The following is an 18,078-nucleotide window of genomic DNA, read 5'->3' as shown; positions in this document are numbered from 1 at the left end:
ATGTCAGTTTTAGAAATGAAAGTTCCTTCACCGGGCGAATCAATTACAGAAGTTGAAATTGCAACTTGGCTTGTAAAAGATGGTGATTATGTAGAAAAAGATCAACCTATCGCCGAAGTGGATTCAGATAAAGCAACTCTTGAATTGCCTGCAGAACAAAGTGGTGTTATCACTTTAAAGGCAGAAGAAGGTGATGTAGTACAAGTAGGTCAGGTAGTTTGTTTAATTGATATGGATGCTGCAAGACCAGAAGGTGCTGCACCTGCTGCTGAAGCTCCAAAACAGGAAGAAGCTCCGAAAGCTGCTGAACCTGCTAAACAAGAAGCTCCAAAACCAGCTGCTCCGGTAGCTGCTCCACAAACTTACGCAACAGGAGCTCCATCTCCGGCTGCTAAGAAAATCCTTGACGAAAAAGGGATGGATGCTGCTCAGGTTTCAGGAACAGGAAGAGATGGAAGAATCACTAAAACTGATGCTGAATTAGCGGCAGTTCCTGCATTAGGAGGAAGCCCTATGACTGCTACAGGTGCCAGAACTACCACTACCACTAAACTTTCAGTTTTAAGAAGAAAAATCGCTCAGAGATTGGTTTCTGTGAAGAACGAAACAGCAATGTTGACAACTTTCAACGAAGTGGATATGTCTGAAATCTTCAGATTAAGAAAGCAATATAAAGAAGAATTTGCTCAAAAACACGGAGTAGGACTTGGTTTCATGTCTTTCTTTACAAAAGCAGTAACAAGAGCATTACAAATGTATCCGGATGTAAACGCATCTATCGACGGAGACTTTAAAGTAAACTATGATTTCTGTGATATTTCAATTGCCGTTTCAGGTCCTAAAGGATTAATGGTTCCGGTATTGAGAAATGCTGAAAATATGTCTTTTGCAGGTGTTGAAGCCAACATTAAAGATCTTGCTGTAAAAGTAAGAGACGGTAAAATTACTGTTGATGAAATGACTGGTGGTACTTTCACTATTACTAATGGTGGTACTTTCGGATCTATGATGTCTACACCAATCATCAACCCTCCACAATCTGCAATCTTAGGAATGCACAACATTATCCAGAGACCAGTAGCTGTTGACGGACAGGTAGTAATCAGACCAATGATGTACGTTGCAATGTCTTATGACCACAGAATTATCGACGGTAAAGAATCTGTAGGATTCCTTGTAGCGGTAAAAGAAGGTATCGACAATCCTGTTGAAATTCTAATGGGAGGTGACGAAAGAAAAGGCCTTGGATTATAGTTTTTAATGAAATTATAACATAATATATAATCTCGCCTCAAAAAAGGCGAGATTTTTGTATTTATTAAGAAAATGCTACAATGATGTTTTCAAAAATGACTTCCAATATCAAAGTTTCAGTTATACCTGAATATGATAGTAAAAACAGTTATCCTTCCGAAAACCGTTACGTTTTTAAATACAATATCACGATAGAAAATGACGGAAGCTTTCCTATCAAAGTATTGAAAAGAAAATGGTTGATCTTCGATGTCGGATTCGGATACACAGAAATTATAGGCGACGGGGTGATTGGATTGACCCCTGAGATAGGAACTGGTGAAAATTTTGCTTATTTCTCCAATGTAATGCTTCGTTCCGGAGTAGGAAATATGAGCGGAAAATACCTGGTTAAAAACATGGAGACACAGGAAACTTTTGAGATTGATATTCCAAAATTCAATTTGTTGTCTGAAGTGTTGAGTAATTAAAAACTGATGCCCTGTAAAAAGTACAGGTTTTACAGATCAATAAAAACCCGGGTTTATTTGTTTATAAAATTACTAAAGCCTTTTAATTTTTGCTTTCATATACTCGTTTACTTCATCATTACTGGTGAGGAAGAGTTTCTCAAATGCCAGTAAAGAAATCTTGGCACATACTTCAGCATCTGCCCCGGCTCTGTGGTGGGTAAAATCAATTTTATGGTATTCAGCTAATGGCTTCAGACCATATTTCGGAAGATAATTCCAGGACTTCTTAGCAAGCTGTATGCTGCAGAGATAGTTCAATTTTGGGGTAAACATTCCGTAATGCTCAAGACATCCTCTTAAAACAGAAGCGTCAAACCCTGCATTGTGAGCAATCATAAGACTTCCATACATCATATCCTGAGCTTCATACCATACTTCATCAAAGGTAGGTGCATCTTTTACATCTTCAGGATGAATACCGTGTACAGCAATATTGAATTTACTGAAATAAGGAAAACTTGGTGGTTTTATCAGCCAGGTCTTTGTTTCTACAATTTTAGAATCCTGTACGACACAAATTCCCATCTCGCAAGCTGAGCTTTTCTCGTGAGTGGCCGTTTCAAAATCTATTGCACAGAAATCCATTGTTTTAAATTATAAATTGTTTTTTGTTGCTGGTTGCTGGTTGTTTTTGTTGCTGGTTACTGGTTCTCTTGTTTAGAATTGGAGGTTCAAGGTTTTGGGTTTAAAGTTTAAGGTTAATTGAAGTTATGAAATTTTACTCTAATGCGTCTTAGCTCAAAATAGGTATAGAAAGTGGCAATTTTCCCTAATCCCTAATCCCTGCAACCTATAACCCATCATCTGCCACCTATTCCCTTCCTCCCAAAAAGTGTTTAAAAATCAACCATTTTGATTGGTAGAAGTCATTCTTCTGATGTTTCTGGCGAAGTTTCCATGTTCCGGGAAGCTGAGCATAAAATCCAAAATGAGCTCTTACTACAGCCCACAGATGTGGAAAACCATGCTTTAATCCAAAATAAATTCCAGCCACACCATCCAGACATAATCTGAAAAAAATCAGCCAGATCAGTTGTGGAAAAGGAAGATTTTTAAGCATCATGGAAAGATTATTTCTGATGTTTAAATAAGTCTTTTGTGCACTCTGTTTGTTGAGCGTTCCACCACCTACATGATAAACACTGGCTTTTCCGGTATAATAAATCTTTTTTCCTGAGTTGATAAGTCTCCAGCAAAGGTCAATTTCTTCCTGATGAGCAAAAAATCTTGCGTCAAAACCATTCTGATCCCAAAAATCTGTTGAACGGATAAAAAAGCAGCATCCTGATGCCCAGAAGATCTCTGTTTCATCATTATACTGGCCTTTATCTTCTTCCAGATCATCAAAAGCCCTTCCTCTGCAATAAGGATATCCAAGGTTGTCAATCAATCCACCGGCAGCCCCGGCAAATTCGAAATGACTTCTGTTATGATAAGATAAAATTTTAGGTTGTACTGCTGAAATTAAAGGATTTTTTTCCAATAATTCCAACACAGGTTCTGTCCAGTTCTCTGTAACTTCCACATCTGAATTGAGAAGACAGTAATATTCATGTTTGATTGCTTTCAATCCCTCATTGTAACCTCCTGCAAACCCATAGTTTTTATCATTTCTAATAATGTTTACTGTTGGGAAGTTCTTTTGTAGAAATTCAATGGAATCATCTGTAGAAAGGTTGTCTATTACATAGATATCTGTATTCTGAGAAAATTGAACCACTCCCGGAAGAAATTTTTCAAGCCAATTTCTGCCGTTCCAGTTTAAGATGGCTACTGCCAGTTTTTTCTGCATGTCAATTTATTTTTTTTCAGAATCAAAATTTTTAATAGAATCCTGGTATTTCCATTTTCTGTGTGACCAAAGATAGTTGTCCGGATATTTGTGTAAAGTGTTTTCCAATAATTTATGAAATTTTCTCACTACTTCATTTTCTGTAAACTTTTCACCATCCGGATATATTCTGTGATAATTAACCTGATAATAACCGCGTTTTACCTTTTTCATTTCACAATAGATGAAGACAAGATCCATCCTTGTGGCAAGCCTGTCATAGCCTATAAAAGCAGGAGTACGCTGATTCAGAAATTCCAGTCCGTAAGTGACATGAGCATGGTGAGGTGTTTGATCAGCTACAAACATATAGGCTGAATCTCCGTTGTTTTTAGATCTGAAAATATTCAGAATAACTTCATTGGCTTCCAGTGCTTCGTTTCCAAATTTGTTTCGGACTTTTTTCATCTGATTTTCCCAGAAATCACTGTTTACCTTTCTGTACACAGGATGGCAATGTGCCTGAGGGATAATTCTTGCTAATGCATTGATCCATTCCCAATTGAAAACGTGCCCTGCCAAAAGGATAATATTTTTACCTTCTTCTTTAGCTTCGTGAAATAAATGCTGATTGATATGCTGCATTCTCACCCTGGATTCTGTCTCTGAAATAGTGAAAGATTTAATAGTTTCTACCAGATAATCTGAAAAATTAAGGTAGAATTTCTTTCGGATTTCTTTTATTTCCTCTTCGGATTTTTCAGGGAAAGACTTTCTAAGGTTTTGAGTAATAACCTCTTTCCTGTATCCTACAATATAATAATTCAGGAAAAAGATAACGTCCGAAAAAATATACAATATTTTAAGCGGAAGCTTAGAGATCAGAGTTAATATTTTGATTAGAAAATTCATAAAACACGCAAATTTAGTGATAATAAAATTATGGTTCTATTTTTGCAGAGGGATATATGTTATTTTTTTTACTTTTATATTATGAAAAAATTGATAATATTCGCTTCCTTGGGATTAAGTGTTTTCGCTTTTTCGCAAGATGTAAAGAATTCGCCCGATAAAGGAAAACAAAAAACAGCTCTTATAGTGCCTGCAGAGCAAGCTAAATTAGAAGCTCAGAAAAAGGCCGCTGAAGAAAAAGCGAAGCTTCCAAAGCCATATGATCCAAAAGCGGATGCTCAGGCTGATATTAATAAATTAGTTGCTCAGGCTAAGAAAGAAGGCAAGAATGTAATGATCCAGGCTGGTGGAAACTGGTGTATCTGGTGTCTTCGTTTTAATAATTACGTTCAGACTACCCCTGAACTGAAGGAAATTGTAGATAAGAACTATGTCTACTATCATTTAAACTTTTCTCCTGATAACAAGAATGAAAAGGTTTTTGCCCAATATGGCAATCCAGGGGATAAATTTGGTTATCCGGTTTTTATTGTTTTAGATAAAGATGGGAAAATGATCAAAGTTCAGCAAAGTGATGTTTTAGAAGAAGGGAAAGGATATAGTAAAGAAAAAGTGAAAGAATTCTTTACAACCTGGGCTCCTAAAAAAGGATAAAATATAAAAACGGCTTCAGCAATGAGGCAGTTTTTTATTTCTATTGAGTTGATTTATATAATTACCATACAATGAGTGTAATCTGTAAATAGGGACTTCAGTATTACATTAATTTTTTGATCCAGCTTAATTTTTTCTCAGAATAAGGTGGATATTTAATATTCGGTTCTCCCCATGTCGCTTTTTCAAGAATTGATTTTGCGTGAGAAAAGGTTTCGAAGCCATATTTCCCATGGTAATTTCCCATACCGGAACTTCCCACTCCTCCAAACGGAAGATGATCATTGCTTAAATGCATCACCGTATCATTGATACAGCCTCCTCCGAACGACAATTTACGGGTAAAGTTCTCTTTTTCCTCAGAATCGTTGGTGAAAAGATAAGCTGCCAGTGGTTTTTCAAGTTCTACAATAGAGTTGAGTGCAGCATTATAATTTTGAAAACTGATGACCGGAAGCAGCGGTCCGAAAATTTCTTCCTGCATGATTGCATCATTCCAATCTACTGGATTCAAAATAGTAGGTTCTATATACAGTTTTTCCTCGTTGAAGTGACCTCCTGAGTATACTTTTTCCTGATCAATAAGGCGGATAAGGCGCTGGAAATTCTTTAGGTTAATAATTCTTGTATATTGTTCAGAATCCTGATCATATTTAAATTCTTTGATGTATTTTCTCAACATTTCCAGAAACTGTTCCTGAATAGTTTCTTCCACCAACAGATAATTGGGAGCTACACAGGTCTGCCCGGCATTGAGAAATTTTCCCCACACAATTCTTTTGGCAGCCATTTCGAGATTCGCATTTTTTGTAACAATAGCCGGAGATTTTCCACCCAGTTCAAGGGTTACGGGAGTTAAATGTTCTGCAGCCGCTTTATAAACAATCTTTCCAACTTTTGTACTTCCTGTAAAAAATATTTTGTCAAATTTTAATCTTAAAAGAGCTGTTGTTTCTTCAATTCCTCCTTCATACACATAAAGATATTCAGGGGGAAAATTTTCATTGATCATGGATGCCATAGCTTTCATTGTATTTTCGGCTATTTCGCTGGGCTTAAGAATACAGCAGTTTCCGGCAGCCATTGCGGCAATAATAGGAGAAAGTGATAATTGATAAGGATAATTCCAGGCTCCGATGACGAGTATACAGCCAAGCGGATCAGCATAAACTTTACTGGTTCCCAGCTGATTGACAAGGTTGGTGCTTACTTTTTTAGGTTTTGAAAGGGACTTTAAGTTTTTAATATAGTAATTAATATCATTCACAATGAAAGACAGCTCTGTTGTGAAGGTATCAAATCTCGATTTTCCAAAATCTTTATAAATCGCCTCACACAGCATATTTTCATTAGAAATAATAAGCTTTTTAAGCTTTTCAAGATACATTTTCCGGAAAGCAAGGCTTTTGGTTTGTTGGGTAGTGAAAAAATCTCTTTGCTTCAGTAAAATACTTTCAATTTCCATGGGTAGGCTTTTGTGTTAAACGTAGTCATCTGCGCAATATTGCGGTTTAAAAATACGAACAATAAATCGGCCAAAAAATTTTAAGCGAAACTTCTTTCTTTTACATAATATTCCTCACTGCTATTTTTACAGGATGGTAAAGCAACAGACCAATTGCGGTAACAAGCGCCAGCCAGAACAATCCTGTGAAAATTTCCATATTGGAAAGGAGAATAGATTGGGCTGTTATTTTAGCCTTAAAAGCTCCTGCTGTCATGGATAAAGAATCATTCACTGACAGTTTGGAAATATGAGCTCCGAAAATTTGATTCCACTGACTGTAAAAAACGGGATTGGTATCTGTAAGATTAGCACTGAGGGTATCAGAATGTTTTAATGTTAAAAATAACATCAGATTCTGCATCAAAGCGTAACCGATCGCAGTTGTCCAGAAACGGGTTGTCGTTCCCAGTGCCGTAGCGTTGGATACATATTCTTCACGAGTTCCTGAAATTAAAAAGAAAACAAGCGGCGTAAATAATAATCCCTGAGCTACTCCCTGCAGAAATAAAGGCGGACAGATGGTGGAAAGGGTAGTGTCAGGATAAAAAGTATAGGTAAACCAGGCACAATCTATGGCTAGTAAAAGAAATCCGGTAAAGAAAACAATTCTTGAAGATATTCCACGAACCAGACAGATTCCTGATAATAGTATTCCCACAAGAGTTCCTGCCACATTCCAGTACTGGATGTTCACAATATAATCCCAGGGCCATTTCCATACCGTAGCCATAATGCTGTAGACGTTATTTAGCCCTGAACGGATCAAATAAAAAATAAAAAACAGAATCATTCCCGCAATGACATTTTTGGAGCTGAAAACTTCAAAATGAAACAAAGGTCTCTTAGAATTTCTTTGTTTAAGCATAAATAAGCCTCCTGAAAGCAGGAATATAAACAGACACATAATAATGATATCAGATTCAAACCACATGAGTCTTTTCCCATAAATAATGGCATAACCACCAGCCTGCAGACAAACCCAAAGCAAAAACCAGCTTGTAATATCCAATTGGTATAAAGGTTTTTTAGGAAAGAATCTGTTTCTGTTGAATAAAGCAATGCCTATAATCAGTACAAATACATGAAAATACACCATCATCAGAATCATATGCTGAAAATCGTAATCTTCAATGCTTGATTTTAGCAGGGAAGTGGTAATTGTTCCTCCTGTCAGCATGATCGTATACATGAAGAGGTATGCTAAAACTTTGGCGTGTTTTGTTTTTAATTCAGCAATAATTAAAGGAAGGAAAATAGCCCCTTCCAGCAGCCCGAAAATTCCTTCTAAAAACCGAATCACCAATATAACATGATAATCATGGGTAACTGATAAAACGTAAAGAATAATAACGGAAATGGAAGCCATCAACAGTACATAATATTTGACACTGAAATAGGCCATAAACCGCTGTAAAACTAAAAGGGTAACCACAAATGTCCCATACATCAAAATCATTAAATACTGGATGTCATCTGAATCTACATCCATAAAAGAAGATGTGAAGGCGCTGTTCGAATGTAAAAGCGACAACAACATCAGGTGGGGAAACAATGCCAGTATAAGAAGTGGCAGTTTCAGCCATTGTGGTACCCATTTATGATAAACTGTATTATGTTGCATAATTTGTAAGCATTAAGCTTAGAAAAAGGAGATGGCACATGAACAAATTGTCATTGAACCAGATTTAAAAATGCGAAAAGACAAAGGGCAAAGGTGTAAATAAGTAAAAGGTAAAATGGCAAATATGCGTACGAAAAAATTTGCAGATTCGCTATTTTGCAGTTTGTCTTTTCGCTAAAAAAATAATTTAATTTGAAAATTTGAAAATGAGAGAATTTGAAAATGATAATAAAACCGGATATTTTTATACTCTAATACTCTAAACCCTCCCACACTCAAACTCATATCTTCTTCGCACTTACCAGAACATTCATTCCGGAAAGCAGTTTTTCGTTGTCTTTATTGTTATCTAGAATAATTTTCACAGGAAATCTCTGTTCAATTTTCACAAAGTTTCCCGTTGCATTATCAGGTTTTACTAAGGAAAACTGAGAACCTGAAGCTGGAGAAACGGAAAGAATTTTTCCTTTAAACTCAACATCGGGATAAGCATCTGCAGTAATAATTACTTCCTGGCTTTGGTCAATCTGCCCAAGCTGTGTTTCTTTATAATTAGCAATAATCCATTTTTCTTTGCTGACAATCTGAACCAGGGCCTGACCTTCTTTAATCAACTGCCCTTCCTGAATGGTCTTTTTTCCAACCCTCCCGTCATAAGGAGCCGTAATGACAGTATAAGAAAGATACAGTTTCGCATTATTAAGACTTGCAGAACTCTGTTGGATCTGGCTTTTTACAGGAGCAACTTTCGTCTGTTGTTCGTTCGCTCCGGCTTTTACTGCATTTTTCTGCTGTTCCAATGCTAAAAGGTTGGCTTTTGACTGTTCATAAGATGCTTTTACATTTTCAAATTCCTGCTCTGTAGCCGCATCTTCTGTCAAAAGGTTTTTATATCTTTTGTAATCCTGTTCTGTTCTCCAGATATCAATTTTTGCGGAAGCAATTTTAGCATCAATAATTTTTGTGTCACTTTCTTTGGTGCTGACACCACTTTCAATGGTACTGATGGTTGCCGTATTGGCATGAAGATTCGCTTCAGCCATGTGTACCTGATTCACAAACTCTCTGTTGTCAATGACAATTAAAGTATCTCCTTTATGTACAAACTGATTTTCGTTAAATCGTATCGTTTTGATGAAACCCGATACCTTACTGGATACAGGCGTTATATATTGCTCGATCTGCGCATCATTCGTCGTCACATTTTTTCTAGAAAAAAGATAAAAGCTTACCATTCCTGTGATTCCGCTGATAATAAGGATCCAGGCCAGTAAAGTAATGGATTTGTTGATTCTTTTTTCCTTTTGTGTCAATTGTTTCTGTGCCATAGTTTTTATAAGTTTCCAATCGTATATTGGAGTTGGTAATATTTAAGTTGTCTGTTGATTTTTACGGAAATAAGATTAGATTCAGCTTCCAGATAAGTATTATCGGCGTCTATCAGTTCAGTGATAAGACTTAGTTTATTAGCGTATTTAGTTCTTACAATACGGTAATTTTCTTTAGCCTGATTAATCGCTTCTTCAGCAATTTTCACCTTCTGGTCTGTCTCTTCAAACTTTTTATAAGCCTCATAAACATTATGTCTTAGATTTTCCTCGTTTTCTTCAATCTGCAGTTTGGCAAGATCAATATTTTCCCGTGCTTCCTGCATTCTGTATTTGTTTTTGTACAGATTTTCGATAGGATAGGTAAGATTTACACCTACCATTCCCAAACGATATGCATAGGGTTCAGGAGGAAAGAACATCATATTCGGATATTTTAAAAAATATTCTCCACCAGCTGTAATTTTGGGTAAATAATTCGCTTTGATAATCTTTTGATCTAGCTCCTTAAGAGAAAGATTCTTATGAGTGATTTCAACAGACTCATTTTTGTTTAAAGCAGTTTCTGTCAGTTCATCAACATAGGGAATCGTTGCATTGTCTGAAATCAAATCTTCTGTATTCACATGCATTTCCTGATTTTCAGGAAGAGAAAGAATCGTCTTCAATTTATGTTCTGCGATCTGAATATCATTATCCAGTTCCGTCCAGCTCATTTTATGGTTTGACAGCTGCAGTGAAGTTCTTAAGACTTCATTTACCGTTACAACACCATTAGCTTTCAAAGCTTTTACCTGCTTGATGTTTACAGAATCTTCTTTCATTTTATCATTAATAAGACTCTGTTGCTCTTTTAAATGATGGATTTGTAGAAAAGCAGTAATGATGGCCATTTTAAGCTGTCTTTCGTCCAGATGGGTTTTTAAAGCTGAAATTTCAGTATCTATAGCCGCTTTTTTCTCTGTATTTTTAATTTTTCCTCCCATGTAAACCGGGATTGAAGCAGATAATGTAAAATCGTACATTCCATTAATCACATCGTACTTGGTGGCTTTATTAAATACACCATTCTGATGCTGAAACAGGTTCGTTACCTGATTGTAGCTTGTATGAAACTCAATGTCCGGAAGCTTTTCCATTTTGAGATCTTTTTCTTTGGTAACGGACATTTCCTGTTTGAGATGACTTATCTGTATGTTTTTATTGTTTTTCAGACCAATCTCTACAGCTTGTTGTAAGCCGAGATGCTGGTAATCGATCATCTGTGAGTGTAAAAAATTGCTCAATAATAAGCACAACGCAATGCACATATACCGGCATGCGTTAAATATGATATTCATAAATTAATTAAAAGATTTTTGCTAAAATGATTTTGATGCAGCAAAGTTACGATGAGAAGCCACAGACCCTATTTGTGAAAACAGAAAAAGATTTGCTCATTTACGCCAATTTAGAAATTCTTCTTACCTTTATGGGATGAACAACAGCCATTTTAAAGAAGTAGAAGAAGATGATACCGAATTTTACGTTTATCATGTACTTACCGGAAATGTAACCACGGAAATTCATTATCACAGTTCTGCACAGTTAGTCTATGCAGAAGGCGGTATTGTACATGTTTTTACAGATCAGAAACACTGGTATCTTCCTGCCAGATGTTTTATGTGGATTCCAGCCGGAACTCCTCACTATATCTTTTCTACCAGTCCAAAGGTTGATTTATATAACTTTTATTTTAAAAAAGAAGAAAATGAAAGTGGCTTTTTTGATGAAATCAATATTTATTCTGTAAATAATTTACTGCGGGAGATGATTTTGTATACTAAAGAATGGGATGGGAAAATCACAAAAAATGACACGTCTAAATATTTTTTTCTCAAAGCTCTTAAAGGTGTCTTGCAAGAGAAAAAACACAAACACCTTGCCTTTCCCATACAGCATCCGTTTCCCAAAGATGAAACTTTACTGAAAATTGCAAGATATATTCATGCTAACCTTGAGAAGCCTCTTACAATCGAATCTACGGCAAAAGAATTTGGAATGAGTACGAGAACCCTTTCCAGGAAATTTAAAGAGATTCTGGGCATGAATTACATTCGTTTTCTAAGAGCGTTGAGAATTACCCGCTCCCTTGAGCTGATGCTGGAAGGAAAATATAATATGTACGAAATTGCTATGATGGTAGGGTACAACAGCCTCTCGTCGTTCAGTAATATTTTCAAAAAGGTAATCGGTATTGCCCCTACGGAGTATCAGCACAAATTGAGAGGGGATAAGTAGTGAGTAGGAGCGTTTGAGAGTTTGAGATTCGGGTTGCGTGTTGCGTGGTAACAGGTTTTTATAATACGGGATAAACTTTCTTGCCTGTTCTTACATATAAGGTTGTTAAAAAGCCAATGTAACGAGTAATAGCAGTTAAGATCTCCTACATTCCCCTTCTCAGAAGAGGTGGATTTTTGCCAAGCAAAAGTACGGGGTAGTCTCTGCGTAACTCTTTCTAAATTACATAAAAAAACCACCTCAATAAATTGAAGTGGTTTTGTATTGTGAGAAAATCTCAGTTGCTTATATTAAGCTTCTTCAGATTTAGCTTCTTCTTTCTTAGCAGCAGGAGCAGCTACAACTGGAGCGTCAGATACGATATCAAACTCATAGTTGTACTCTACATTTCTGTGAAGTCTGATAAGAGCTGCGAATTTACCAGTTCTCTTGATTGTGTTACCAGGAATTTTGATGTATTTTTTCTCTACAGAAACACCAGCTTTTTCTAAAGCAGCAGATAGATCAGCATTGTTGATAGATCCGAATAATTTGTCACCAGTACCTACTTTTGCAGGGATCGTGATAGAAGTTTTCTTCAATTGCTCAACTACAGCGTTAGCAGCAGCGATTAATTTAGCTTCTTCTTCTTTTCTAGCTTCTAATGTAGCTTCTAAAGCAGCTTTGTTTTTAGGGGTAGCTAAAAGAGCAATTCCTTGAGGAATTAAGAAGTTTCTAGCATAACCTGGCTTTACGTTTACTGTATCAAACTCAAGTCCTAAGTTTTCTACGTCTTTTTTTAGGATAATTTCCATTGTTGTTGTCCTTTTTAAGATTTTAGTTTTATATCTAAAATCAAGTTAGAATTAATGATGTATTCAGCAACAAAAGAAGAGGAGACCTCTTCTTTTATTTATTTTTTGTCTTATTTCAATAAGTCAGCTACGTATGGTAGTAAAGCAAGGTGTCTTGCTCTTTTGATAGCAGCAGAAACTTTTCTTTGGTATTTTAAAGAAGTTCCAGTGTATCTTCTTGGTAAAATTTTACCTTGCTCGTTTACAAATTGTAATAAGAAATCAGCATCTTTGTAATCAACGTGCTTAATTCCGTATTTTTTGAATCTACAATATTTCTTTTCAGATTTTGTATTGATATCAAGTGGAGTAAGGAATTTTACTTCTGATTCTCCTCCTGCTGAGGCTTGTTTAGCCATTTCATCTATTGCCATGTCTTGTCTTTTTTAAAAAATAGGGTTAATAATTAAGCTTTAGCTGCTTTTACTTTAGCTCTTCTTGTTACAGCGTACTCTACAGCGTGCTTGTCAAGTTTTGTAGTAAGGTAACGGATTACTCTTTCGTCACGCTTAAATGCTAATTCTAAATCAGCAACTACAGTACCTTCTCCTTTAAATTCGATTAAAGTATAGAACCCATTCTTTTTCAATTGAATTGGGTAAGCTAATTTTTTTAATCCCCAGTTTTCTTTAGCAACGATTTCGCAGTTCTTTTCTTTGATTAGATCTACATACTTGTTCACTGCTTCCTCTACCTGTGCCTCAGATAGAACGGGAGTTAAAATGAAAACAGTTTCGTAATTGTTCATAATGTTAAAAAATTTGTTAATTATTTCGAGGTGCAAAAGTAGAAAATATATTTCTTATATGCAAGAGTATCGGTGAAATAGTTGACGTTTCCTGAGAATGTTTATTCATCTTTTTATTGATTTCTGGATTCAGTTTCATCTTTGGATCTGATTTCCGCCAGAAAATTCACCTTCAAAACATCATACAAAGAATGTCTGCTCACCAGAATAGAGGCAATAGAAGATACCATTCCGGCAAGCATCAGATGGAATATCAGGGAATGTCTGTCCGTCATTTCCAGCACAATAATGGCTGAAGTAAACGGAGCTCTTGTAATACCGGTAAGAAAAGCTACCATTCCCGCCAGAATCACCACATTGGTTTCGTTAGGTGTTAAATGAATAATTCCTGAAATAACAGAACCTATACTTGCACCCGCAGTAAGAGCTGGAGCAAAAATTCCGCCAGCACCTCCTGAAGTAAAGGAAAGTGCAGGGCCAAGCATTCTGAGGATAGGAACATACCAGTCTTCGTGCTTGTCTTTAGTAAAAAGAACGCGTTCCATGATTTCTTTTCCTGATCCCAGAACTTCTCTGTTGATGAAATAAGCGATGGAAGCAATAATTAAAGCACAAGCAATAAGAAAAACAACATTGGCTCTATCCGTTTTCAGTTTTTTCTTCTTCCAGCTATTGATTTTAAGCATGGTAACAGATAGTTGGCTAGCCATAATGCCAGCAGTAGCAGCAACCAATACAATGGGAAACATAACCATTAAAGAAACATCATTGGTTTTGGGGTATCCCAGATATAAATAAGATCCTGCCAATGTTTGAGCGGTAAGACCTGCAATGATTACTGCTGTAAATAAAGCCGTTTTAAAGTAATTGATATGGGTTTTTGACAATTCTTCAACTGCAAACACAATTCCTCCAAGCGGAGTATTGAACGCAGCTGCAAGTCCGGCTGCTGCTCCTGTCATAATCATATTTTTTTTGGAAATTTTCGGCCACCATTCCGGAAGATATTCATTCACTTTTCTGAAAACTGAACCTGCTATCTGAATGGTAGGGCCTTCACGCCCCACAGCACCTCCTCCGATTACGAGGATCACGGAAGAAAGTATTTTGAAAAAAATAATTTTAATACTTAATAGATTCCGGATTTTCCTATGTTCTTTCGGATTGGCCAGTTCTACAGCTGCCATCACTTGAGGAATACCACTTCCTTTGGCATTGGGAGCAAATTCTTTCACCAACCACCACGATAAAACAAATCCAAGGGGAGCAATAATAAAAATCATCCATGCATGCCAGTCGAAAATAAAATTCATGAGATGTTCACCCCATGCAAATACCTGTGCATACATTACAGCAAAAAAGCCTGTAATTACAGATCCTATCCAAAAAGGGATGGCCTGAAGCAGGTTGTGTTTCAGCTGTTCATTCCGTATGTTATCGAAGGAATTTTTGAGAGATCTTTTTATTAGGGCGAAAATTTTCAGCATTTGCAGGTTTTGAGGGATGAAATTACGGTAAAATTTTTGGAAATTATATTTCGTTTAAAAACTTTGAAATGATTTCAGCACTTTCAACCGTAAGAATATCAGGAATGCCAAAACTTAAAATAGTGTTTCTCACTTCAAGTTTAAAATCCTTGTTGGGGAAACTTTTGATGGTATTTTTTCTTTGCTGGGTTAAAAAGTTCATGACTTTAAATTGATCATTTCCTACTACATAAAAGTCTTTAAAATCACGGTCTTTAAAATTGACATTGAAACTGCTGAAAATTCCTGCAATTTTATCCATTAATTTCTTTTTATTGAGAAAAATATATCCAAAATTTTCATCTAATTCTTTTAATCCCCAAAGCTGAATAGTGTCATATTTACGTCCTAAACGCCCACCTCTGGAAGTTATTCCAACTTTACTGACAATAAAAAGATAGAAAGAACTTTTTTGGGTTTTGCCTTTTACTAAATAGCAGATTTGTGGGATAAACAATGAATATATATCATGAGAGCTGAATTGTTCATAAGGGGATTCTTTACTATCAATTACTGAAATATCATATGACTCAGAAAGCAGATCAAAAACCTCAGTAATTAATTTTTCATCTTCCTCTGTGAAATCAAAAAATCGTGTAACGTCATATTTTCTGTAATCCGGATCCATTTTCTCAAATAATATTTGTTTAAAAATAATGTTAATCAATCTAATTTCCAAAAAAGTTAGTATAGTATATAAATGATTTTGATAATTGTTGATTTGTTTGGTAATTGTTGTTTTTATTGAGTATTTGATATTTATTTTGTGAAATATTTGGTCTTTTGAAAGTTTATCAAACTTAACTGGTAAAAAACAAAAAACCTCCGATTTAATCGAAGGTTTTCATTTTATATGATCTGCAATAAGCAAAATTACTTATTACTGATTATTTATTACTTATATTTCTGTGTTCAGATCCCAGTTTTCAAGGTAGTCGTGAACGTGCTTCAGCATCATTCCTCCGAGAGAACCGTCTACCACTCTGTGGTCATAAGAGTGAGACATGAACATTAAGTTTCTGATTGCGATTACATCTCCGTCAGCTGTTTCAAGAACTGCAGGCTTTTTAACGATTGCTCCGATGGCTAAAATAGCTACCTGAGGCTGAGGAATGATCGGTGTTCCCATCAGGTTTCCGAAACTTCCTACGTTAGAAATTGTATAAGTTGCCCCTTGAGTATCTTCTGGTCTCAATTTCTTGTTTCTTGCTCTGTAAGCCAGGTCATTGATTGCTTTTGCAAGACCTGAAAGAGATAACTGATCTGCATTTTTGATGACAGGAACGATAAGGTTTCCGTCCGGAAGAGCAGTAGCCATACCGATATTGATGTTTTTCTTTTTAATGATGTTTTCACCATTAACAGAAACATTGATCATTGGGAAATCCTGGATTGCTTTCACTACAGCTTTTACGAAAATAGGCATGAAAGTCAGTTTTTCACCTTCACGTTTTTCGAATACTGCTTTGTTTTTATTTCTCCATTTTACAACGTTGGTAACGTCTGTTTCAATGAATGAAGTAACGTGTGGAGCAATTTGTTTCGCTTTTACCATGTTTTCAGCGATGATCTTTCTCATTCTGTCCATTGGAATGATTTCATCACCTGCATTTACCGGAATGGTAGCTGCAGGAGCAGATACTGCTGGTTGTGGAGTAGAAGCTGCCTGTACAGGAGCCGCTTGCTGAGCTGGCTTACTTCCTCTGTTAGCAACATACGCTAATATATCTTCTTTGGTAATTCTTCCTTCTAAACCGTTTCCTTTGATAGATTTCAGTTCAGTTTCAGAAATATTTTCCTGTTGTGCTATAGATTTTACCAGTGGAGATAGATAAAGGTCTCCTGAGAATTCTACGTTTGAAGCAGCTACTGTTTGTAGAGGTTCTTCAATCGCTTTTAAAGTTTCAGCATCCGGAGTAGCTGCCGGAGTTTCAGTTTTTACTTCTTCAGAAGCTGAACCTTCTCCTTCAATTTCTAAAATAGCAATGGCTTCACCTACTTTTGCAACTTCATCTTTTTGCTTTAAAATTTTTACAATTTTCCCCGAAACTGGTGTCGGTACATCTGAATCTACTTTATCTGTTGCAATTTCTACTACGGAGTCATCCTCCTTTACGTTATCACCTTCATTGAATAACCAAGTGATAATTGTCGCTTCCATAACCCCTTCTCCCATGGATGGAAGCAATAATTTGTATTCTGCCATTTTTGATTTTTAGATTTTGACAAATATATAAAAAAAATCGGTTTTTTTAAGAAATATATAATCTTAGCTGAATTCGATATAAATATTTTCACCTACATTCAGGCCAAACAGGCTTTTAGCACCGTTTTTCTTGCTTCCTTTGTAGATGGTAAGCTCCAATAACTGGCTATCATTGAAGATTGCAGCAGACTGTCCGTGGAATTCAGTCTCCCTTTTCCAGTCTGAAACGACTTCTGTATGACTTGAAAATATTCTTGAAAGGCTTAAATTTCTGAATTTTATAGTAAAACTACTGTAACCTTTACTGATGTTTTCAAAAAAATCTTTATTGATATTTGATATTATATTTCCGAAATTGTCAATATAAGTCACTTCACCAATAATCATCCCTTCCGATTCATTATAAACCGCTCGTGGAAACATCAGTTGTTTTGCGGTGCTTATTTTCCTTCCTATGACTTCAGGAAGTCCGCCATTGGCAAGATGTACTGCTGCAGGAACAAAAATGTCTGTAGAAGTAAAGTTGATAACGTCGTCAAAACGATTGTTCAGCGTAAGTTCGTAGATCGCTTCCGGTTTAATATCAAAAAATATAAGGCTTAAAAGACCATTATCTGCTGCCAGGAAATAAGATCCGTCTGCTTTATAGATGAGATTCTTTCTTGATTTGTTGTAAAAACTGTCTACAGAAAGAATGTGAATGCTTCCTTTAGGAAAATATTTATAAGCATTTCTTACAATATACGAAGTCTGTATAAGGTTGAATGCCTGGATATCGTGGGTTATATCAATAATATTAACCTCAGGGTTTAGGGACAGAATTTTGCCTTTCACAGCGGCAACTCTGTAATCTAAATTTCCGAAATCCGAAGTAAGGGTAATAATTGACATGAGCAATTTATAGAATAGTGTAGTATTGCAAAGTT

The 18,078-nt window shown here is 36.0% G+C and carries 18 protein-coding genes; 4 read left to right on the top strand and 14 right to left on the bottom strand.

Features of this window, described 5'->3' with window-relative positions; all coding sequences use genetic code 11:
• Together odhB and apaG are read left to right on the top strand one after the other, a co-directional pair.
• Positions 1-1,254, top strand: coding sequence for a 2-oxoglutarate dehydrogenase complex dihydrolipoyllysine-residue succinyltransferase (gene odhB / locus REB14_RS01080; protein ID WP_034695469.1), 1,254 nt, complete (start codon positions 1-3; stop codon positions 1,252-1,254).
• 80 nt (positions 1,255-1,334) lie between these two features.
• Entirely contained in the window at positions 1,335-1,724 is a 390-nt protein-coding gene (apaG, locus tag REB14_RS01075) for a Co2+/Mg2+ efflux protein ApaG (protein ID WP_034695467.1), read from the top strand.
• A gap of 72 nt (positions 1,725-1,796) precedes the next feature.
• Here the strand turns inward: apaG and REB14_RS01070 are convergent, their stop codons facing one another.
• From REB14_RS01070 to REB14_RS01060, 3 genes are all read right to left on the bottom strand, one after another.
• Positions 1,797-2,351, bottom strand: coding sequence for a 3'-5' exonuclease (locus REB14_RS01070; RefSeq protein WP_034695465.1), 555 nt, complete (start codon positions 2,349-2,351; stop codon positions 1,797-1,799).
• 226 nt (positions 2,352-2,577) lie between these two features.
• Positions 2,578-3,558 (bottom strand): glycosyltransferase family 2 protein, encoded by a 981-nt coding sequence (locus tag REB14_RS01065; protein WP_309521256.1) that lies wholly within the window; start codon positions 3,556-3,558, stop codon positions 2,578-2,580.
• Between the two features lie 6 nt (positions 3,559-3,564).
• Positions 3,565-4,449 (bottom strand): lysophospholipid acyltransferase family protein, encoded by an 885-nt coding sequence (locus tag REB14_RS01060; protein WP_309521255.1) that lies wholly within the window; start codon positions 4,447-4,449, stop codon positions 3,565-3,567.
• Positions 4,450-4,530: 81 nt separating this feature from the next.
• Between REB14_RS01060 and REB14_RS01055 the strand changes: the two genes are divergently transcribed.
• The gene (locus tag REB14_RS01055) at positions 4,531-5,103 is read left to right on the top strand and encodes a thioredoxin family protein (protein WP_079241880.1); all 573 of its coding nucleotides are present in this window, start codon (positions 4,531-4,533) and stop codon (positions 5,101-5,103) included.
• 103 nt (positions 5,104-5,206) lie between these two features.
• Here the strand turns inward: REB14_RS01055 and REB14_RS01050 are convergent, their stop codons facing one another.
• The 4 genes from REB14_RS01050 to REB14_RS01035 form a co-directional block, all read right to left on the bottom strand.
• On the bottom strand, positions 5,207-6,568 hold the full coding sequence (locus tag REB14_RS01050; protein ID WP_309521254.1) for an aldehyde dehydrogenase: 1,362 nt from the start codon (positions 6,566-6,568) through the stop codon (positions 5,207-5,209).
• Positions 6,569-6,668: 100 nt separating this feature from the next.
• The gene (locus tag REB14_RS01045; RefSeq protein ID WP_309521253.1) at positions 6,669-8,231 is read right to left on the bottom strand and encodes an MFS transporter; all 1,563 of its coding nucleotides are present in this window, start codon (positions 8,229-8,231) and stop codon (positions 6,669-6,671) included.
• 281 nt (positions 8,232-8,512) lie between these two features.
• On the bottom strand, positions 8,513-9,559 hold the full coding sequence (locus tag REB14_RS01040) for an HlyD family secretion protein (protein WP_309521252.1): 1,047 nt from the start codon (positions 9,557-9,559) through the stop codon (positions 8,513-8,515).
• Positions 9,560-9,564: 5 nt separating this feature from the next.
• Entirely contained in the window at positions 9,565-10,821 is a 1,257-nt protein-coding gene (locus REB14_RS01035; RefSeq protein WP_309521251.1) for a TolC family protein, read from the bottom strand.
• 214 nt (positions 10,822-11,035) lie between these two features.
• On the opposite strand from REB14_RS01035, the gene REB14_RS01030 reads away from it, so the two are divergent.
• Positions 11,036-11,839, top strand: a complete 804-nt coding sequence (locus tag REB14_RS01030; protein WP_114821331.1) for a helix-turn-helix domain-containing protein — start codon at positions 11,036-11,038, stop codon at positions 11,837-11,839.
• A gap of 290 nt (positions 11,840-12,129) precedes the next feature.
• Here REB14_RS01030 and rplI read toward each other — a convergent pair whose 3' ends face one another.
• The 7 genes from rplI to REB14_RS00995 form a co-directional block, all read right to left on the bottom strand.
• The gene (gene rplI, locus REB14_RS01025; RefSeq protein ID WP_068945117.1) at positions 12,130-12,633 is read right to left on the bottom strand and encodes a 50S ribosomal protein L9; all 504 of its coding nucleotides are present in this window, start codon (positions 12,631-12,633) and stop codon (positions 12,130-12,132) included.
• A gap of 110 nt (positions 12,634-12,743) precedes the next feature.
• The gene (gene rpsR, locus REB14_RS01020; protein ID WP_002979091.1) at positions 12,744-13,046 is read right to left on the bottom strand and encodes a 30S ribosomal protein S18; all 303 of its coding nucleotides are present in this window, start codon (positions 13,044-13,046) and stop codon (positions 12,744-12,746) included.
• A 32-nt stretch (positions 13,047-13,078) separates the two neighbouring features.
• Positions 13,079-13,420 carry a 30S ribosomal protein S6 gene (rpsF, locus tag REB14_RS01015; protein ID WP_034695444.1) on the bottom strand — a complete coding sequence of 114 codons (342 nt, stop codon included), beginning with the start codon at positions 13,418-13,420 and terminating at the stop codon, positions 13,079-13,081.
• 113 nt (positions 13,421-13,533) lie between these two features.
• Complete coding sequence (locus REB14_RS01010) at positions 13,534-14,907, bottom strand: chloride channel protein (RefSeq protein ID WP_079241874.1); 1,374 nt, start codon at positions 14,905-14,907, stop codon at positions 13,534-13,536.
• 43 nt (positions 14,908-14,950) lie between these two features.
• A complete protein-coding gene (locus REB14_RS01005) occupies positions 14,951-15,574 on the bottom strand; it encodes a hypothetical protein (RefSeq protein ID WP_309521250.1) in 624 nt (207 codons plus the stop codon).
• A gap of 270 nt (positions 15,575-15,844) precedes the next feature.
• Positions 15,845-17,152, bottom strand: a complete 1,308-nt coding sequence (locus REB14_RS01000; protein WP_079241872.1) for a dihydrolipoamide acetyltransferase family protein — start codon at positions 17,150-17,152, stop codon at positions 15,845-15,847.
• A 63-nt stretch (positions 17,153-17,215) separates the two neighbouring features.
• Positions 17,216-18,043: an SAM hydrolase/SAM-dependent halogenase family protein gene (locus REB14_RS00995; RefSeq protein ID WP_079241871.1), complete on the bottom strand. Its 828-nt coding sequence runs from the start codon at positions 18,041-18,043 to the stop codon at positions 17,216-17,218.
• Positions 18,044-18,078: the final 35 nt, after the last annotated feature.

The organism is Chryseobacterium metallicongregator (assembly GCF_031324065.1).
GTDB lineage: Bacteria > Bacteroidota > Bacteroidia > Flavobacteriales > Weeksellaceae > Chryseobacterium > Chryseobacterium metallicongregator.
The sequence above is the reverse complement of the archived record's forward strand: the minus strand, read 5'-3'. Positions and strand labels throughout refer to the sequence as shown.

Coding starts and splice junctions, on each gene's coding strand:
- odhB (WP_034695469.1), top strand. CDS start 1: ATGTCAGTTTTAGAAATGAAAGTTCCTTCACCGGGCGAATCAATTACA.
- apaG (WP_034695467.1), top strand. CDS start 1,335: ATGATGTTTTCAAAAATGACTTCCAATATCAAAGTTTCAGTTATACCT.
- REB14_RS01070 (WP_034695465.1), bottom strand. CDS start 2,351: ATGGATTTCTGTGCAATAGATTTTGAAACGGCCACTCACGAGAAAAGC.
- REB14_RS01065 (WP_309521256.1), bottom strand. CDS start 3,558: ATGCAGAAAAAACTGGCAGTAGCCATCTTAAACTGGAACGGCAGAAAT.
- REB14_RS01060 (WP_309521255.1), bottom strand. CDS start 4,449: ATGAATTTTCTAATCAAAATATTAACTCTGATCTCTAAGCTTCCGCTT.
- REB14_RS01055 (WP_079241880.1), top strand. CDS start 4,531: ATGAAAAAATTGATAATATTCGCTTCCTTGGGATTAAGTGTTTTCGCT.
- REB14_RS01050 (WP_309521254.1), bottom strand. CDS start 6,568: ATGGAAATTGAAAGTATTTTACTGAAGCAAAGAGATTTTTTCACTACC.
- REB14_RS01045 (WP_309521253.1), bottom strand. CDS start 8,231: ATGCAACATAATACAGTTTATCATAAATGGGTACCACAATGGCTGAAA.
- REB14_RS01040 (WP_309521252.1), bottom strand. CDS start 9,559: ATGGCACAGAAACAATTGACACAAAAGGAAAAAAGAATCAACAAATCC.
- REB14_RS01035 (WP_309521251.1), bottom strand. CDS start 10,821: ATGATCGATTACCAGCATCTCGGCTTACAACAAGCTGTAGAGATTGGT.
- REB14_RS01030 (WP_114821331.1), top strand. CDS start 11,036: ATGAACAACAGCCATTTTAAAGAAGTAGAAGAAGATGATACCGAATTT.
- rplI (WP_068945117.1), bottom strand. CDS start 12,633: ATGGAAATTATCCTAAAAAAAGACGTAGAAAACTTAGGACTTGAGTTT.
- rpsR (WP_002979091.1), bottom strand. CDS start 13,046: ATGGCAATAGATGAAATGGCTAAACAAGCCTCAGCAGGAGGAGAATCA.
- rpsF (WP_034695444.1), bottom strand. CDS start 13,420: ATGAACAATTACGAAACTGTTTTCATTTTAACTCCCGTTCTATCTGAG.
- REB14_RS01010 (WP_079241874.1), bottom strand. CDS start 14,907: ATGCTGAAAATTTTCGCCCTAATAAAAAGATCTCTCAAAAATTCCTTC.
- REB14_RS01005 (WP_309521250.1), bottom strand. CDS start 15,574: ATGGATCCGGATTACAGAAAATATGACGTTACACGATTTTTTGATTTC.
- REB14_RS01000 (WP_079241872.1), bottom strand. CDS start 17,152: ATGGCAGAATACAAATTATTGCTTCCATCCATGGGAGAAGGGGTTATG.
- REB14_RS00995 (WP_079241871.1), bottom strand. CDS start 18,043: ATGTCAATTATTACCCTTACTTCGGATTTCGGAAATTTAGATTACAGA.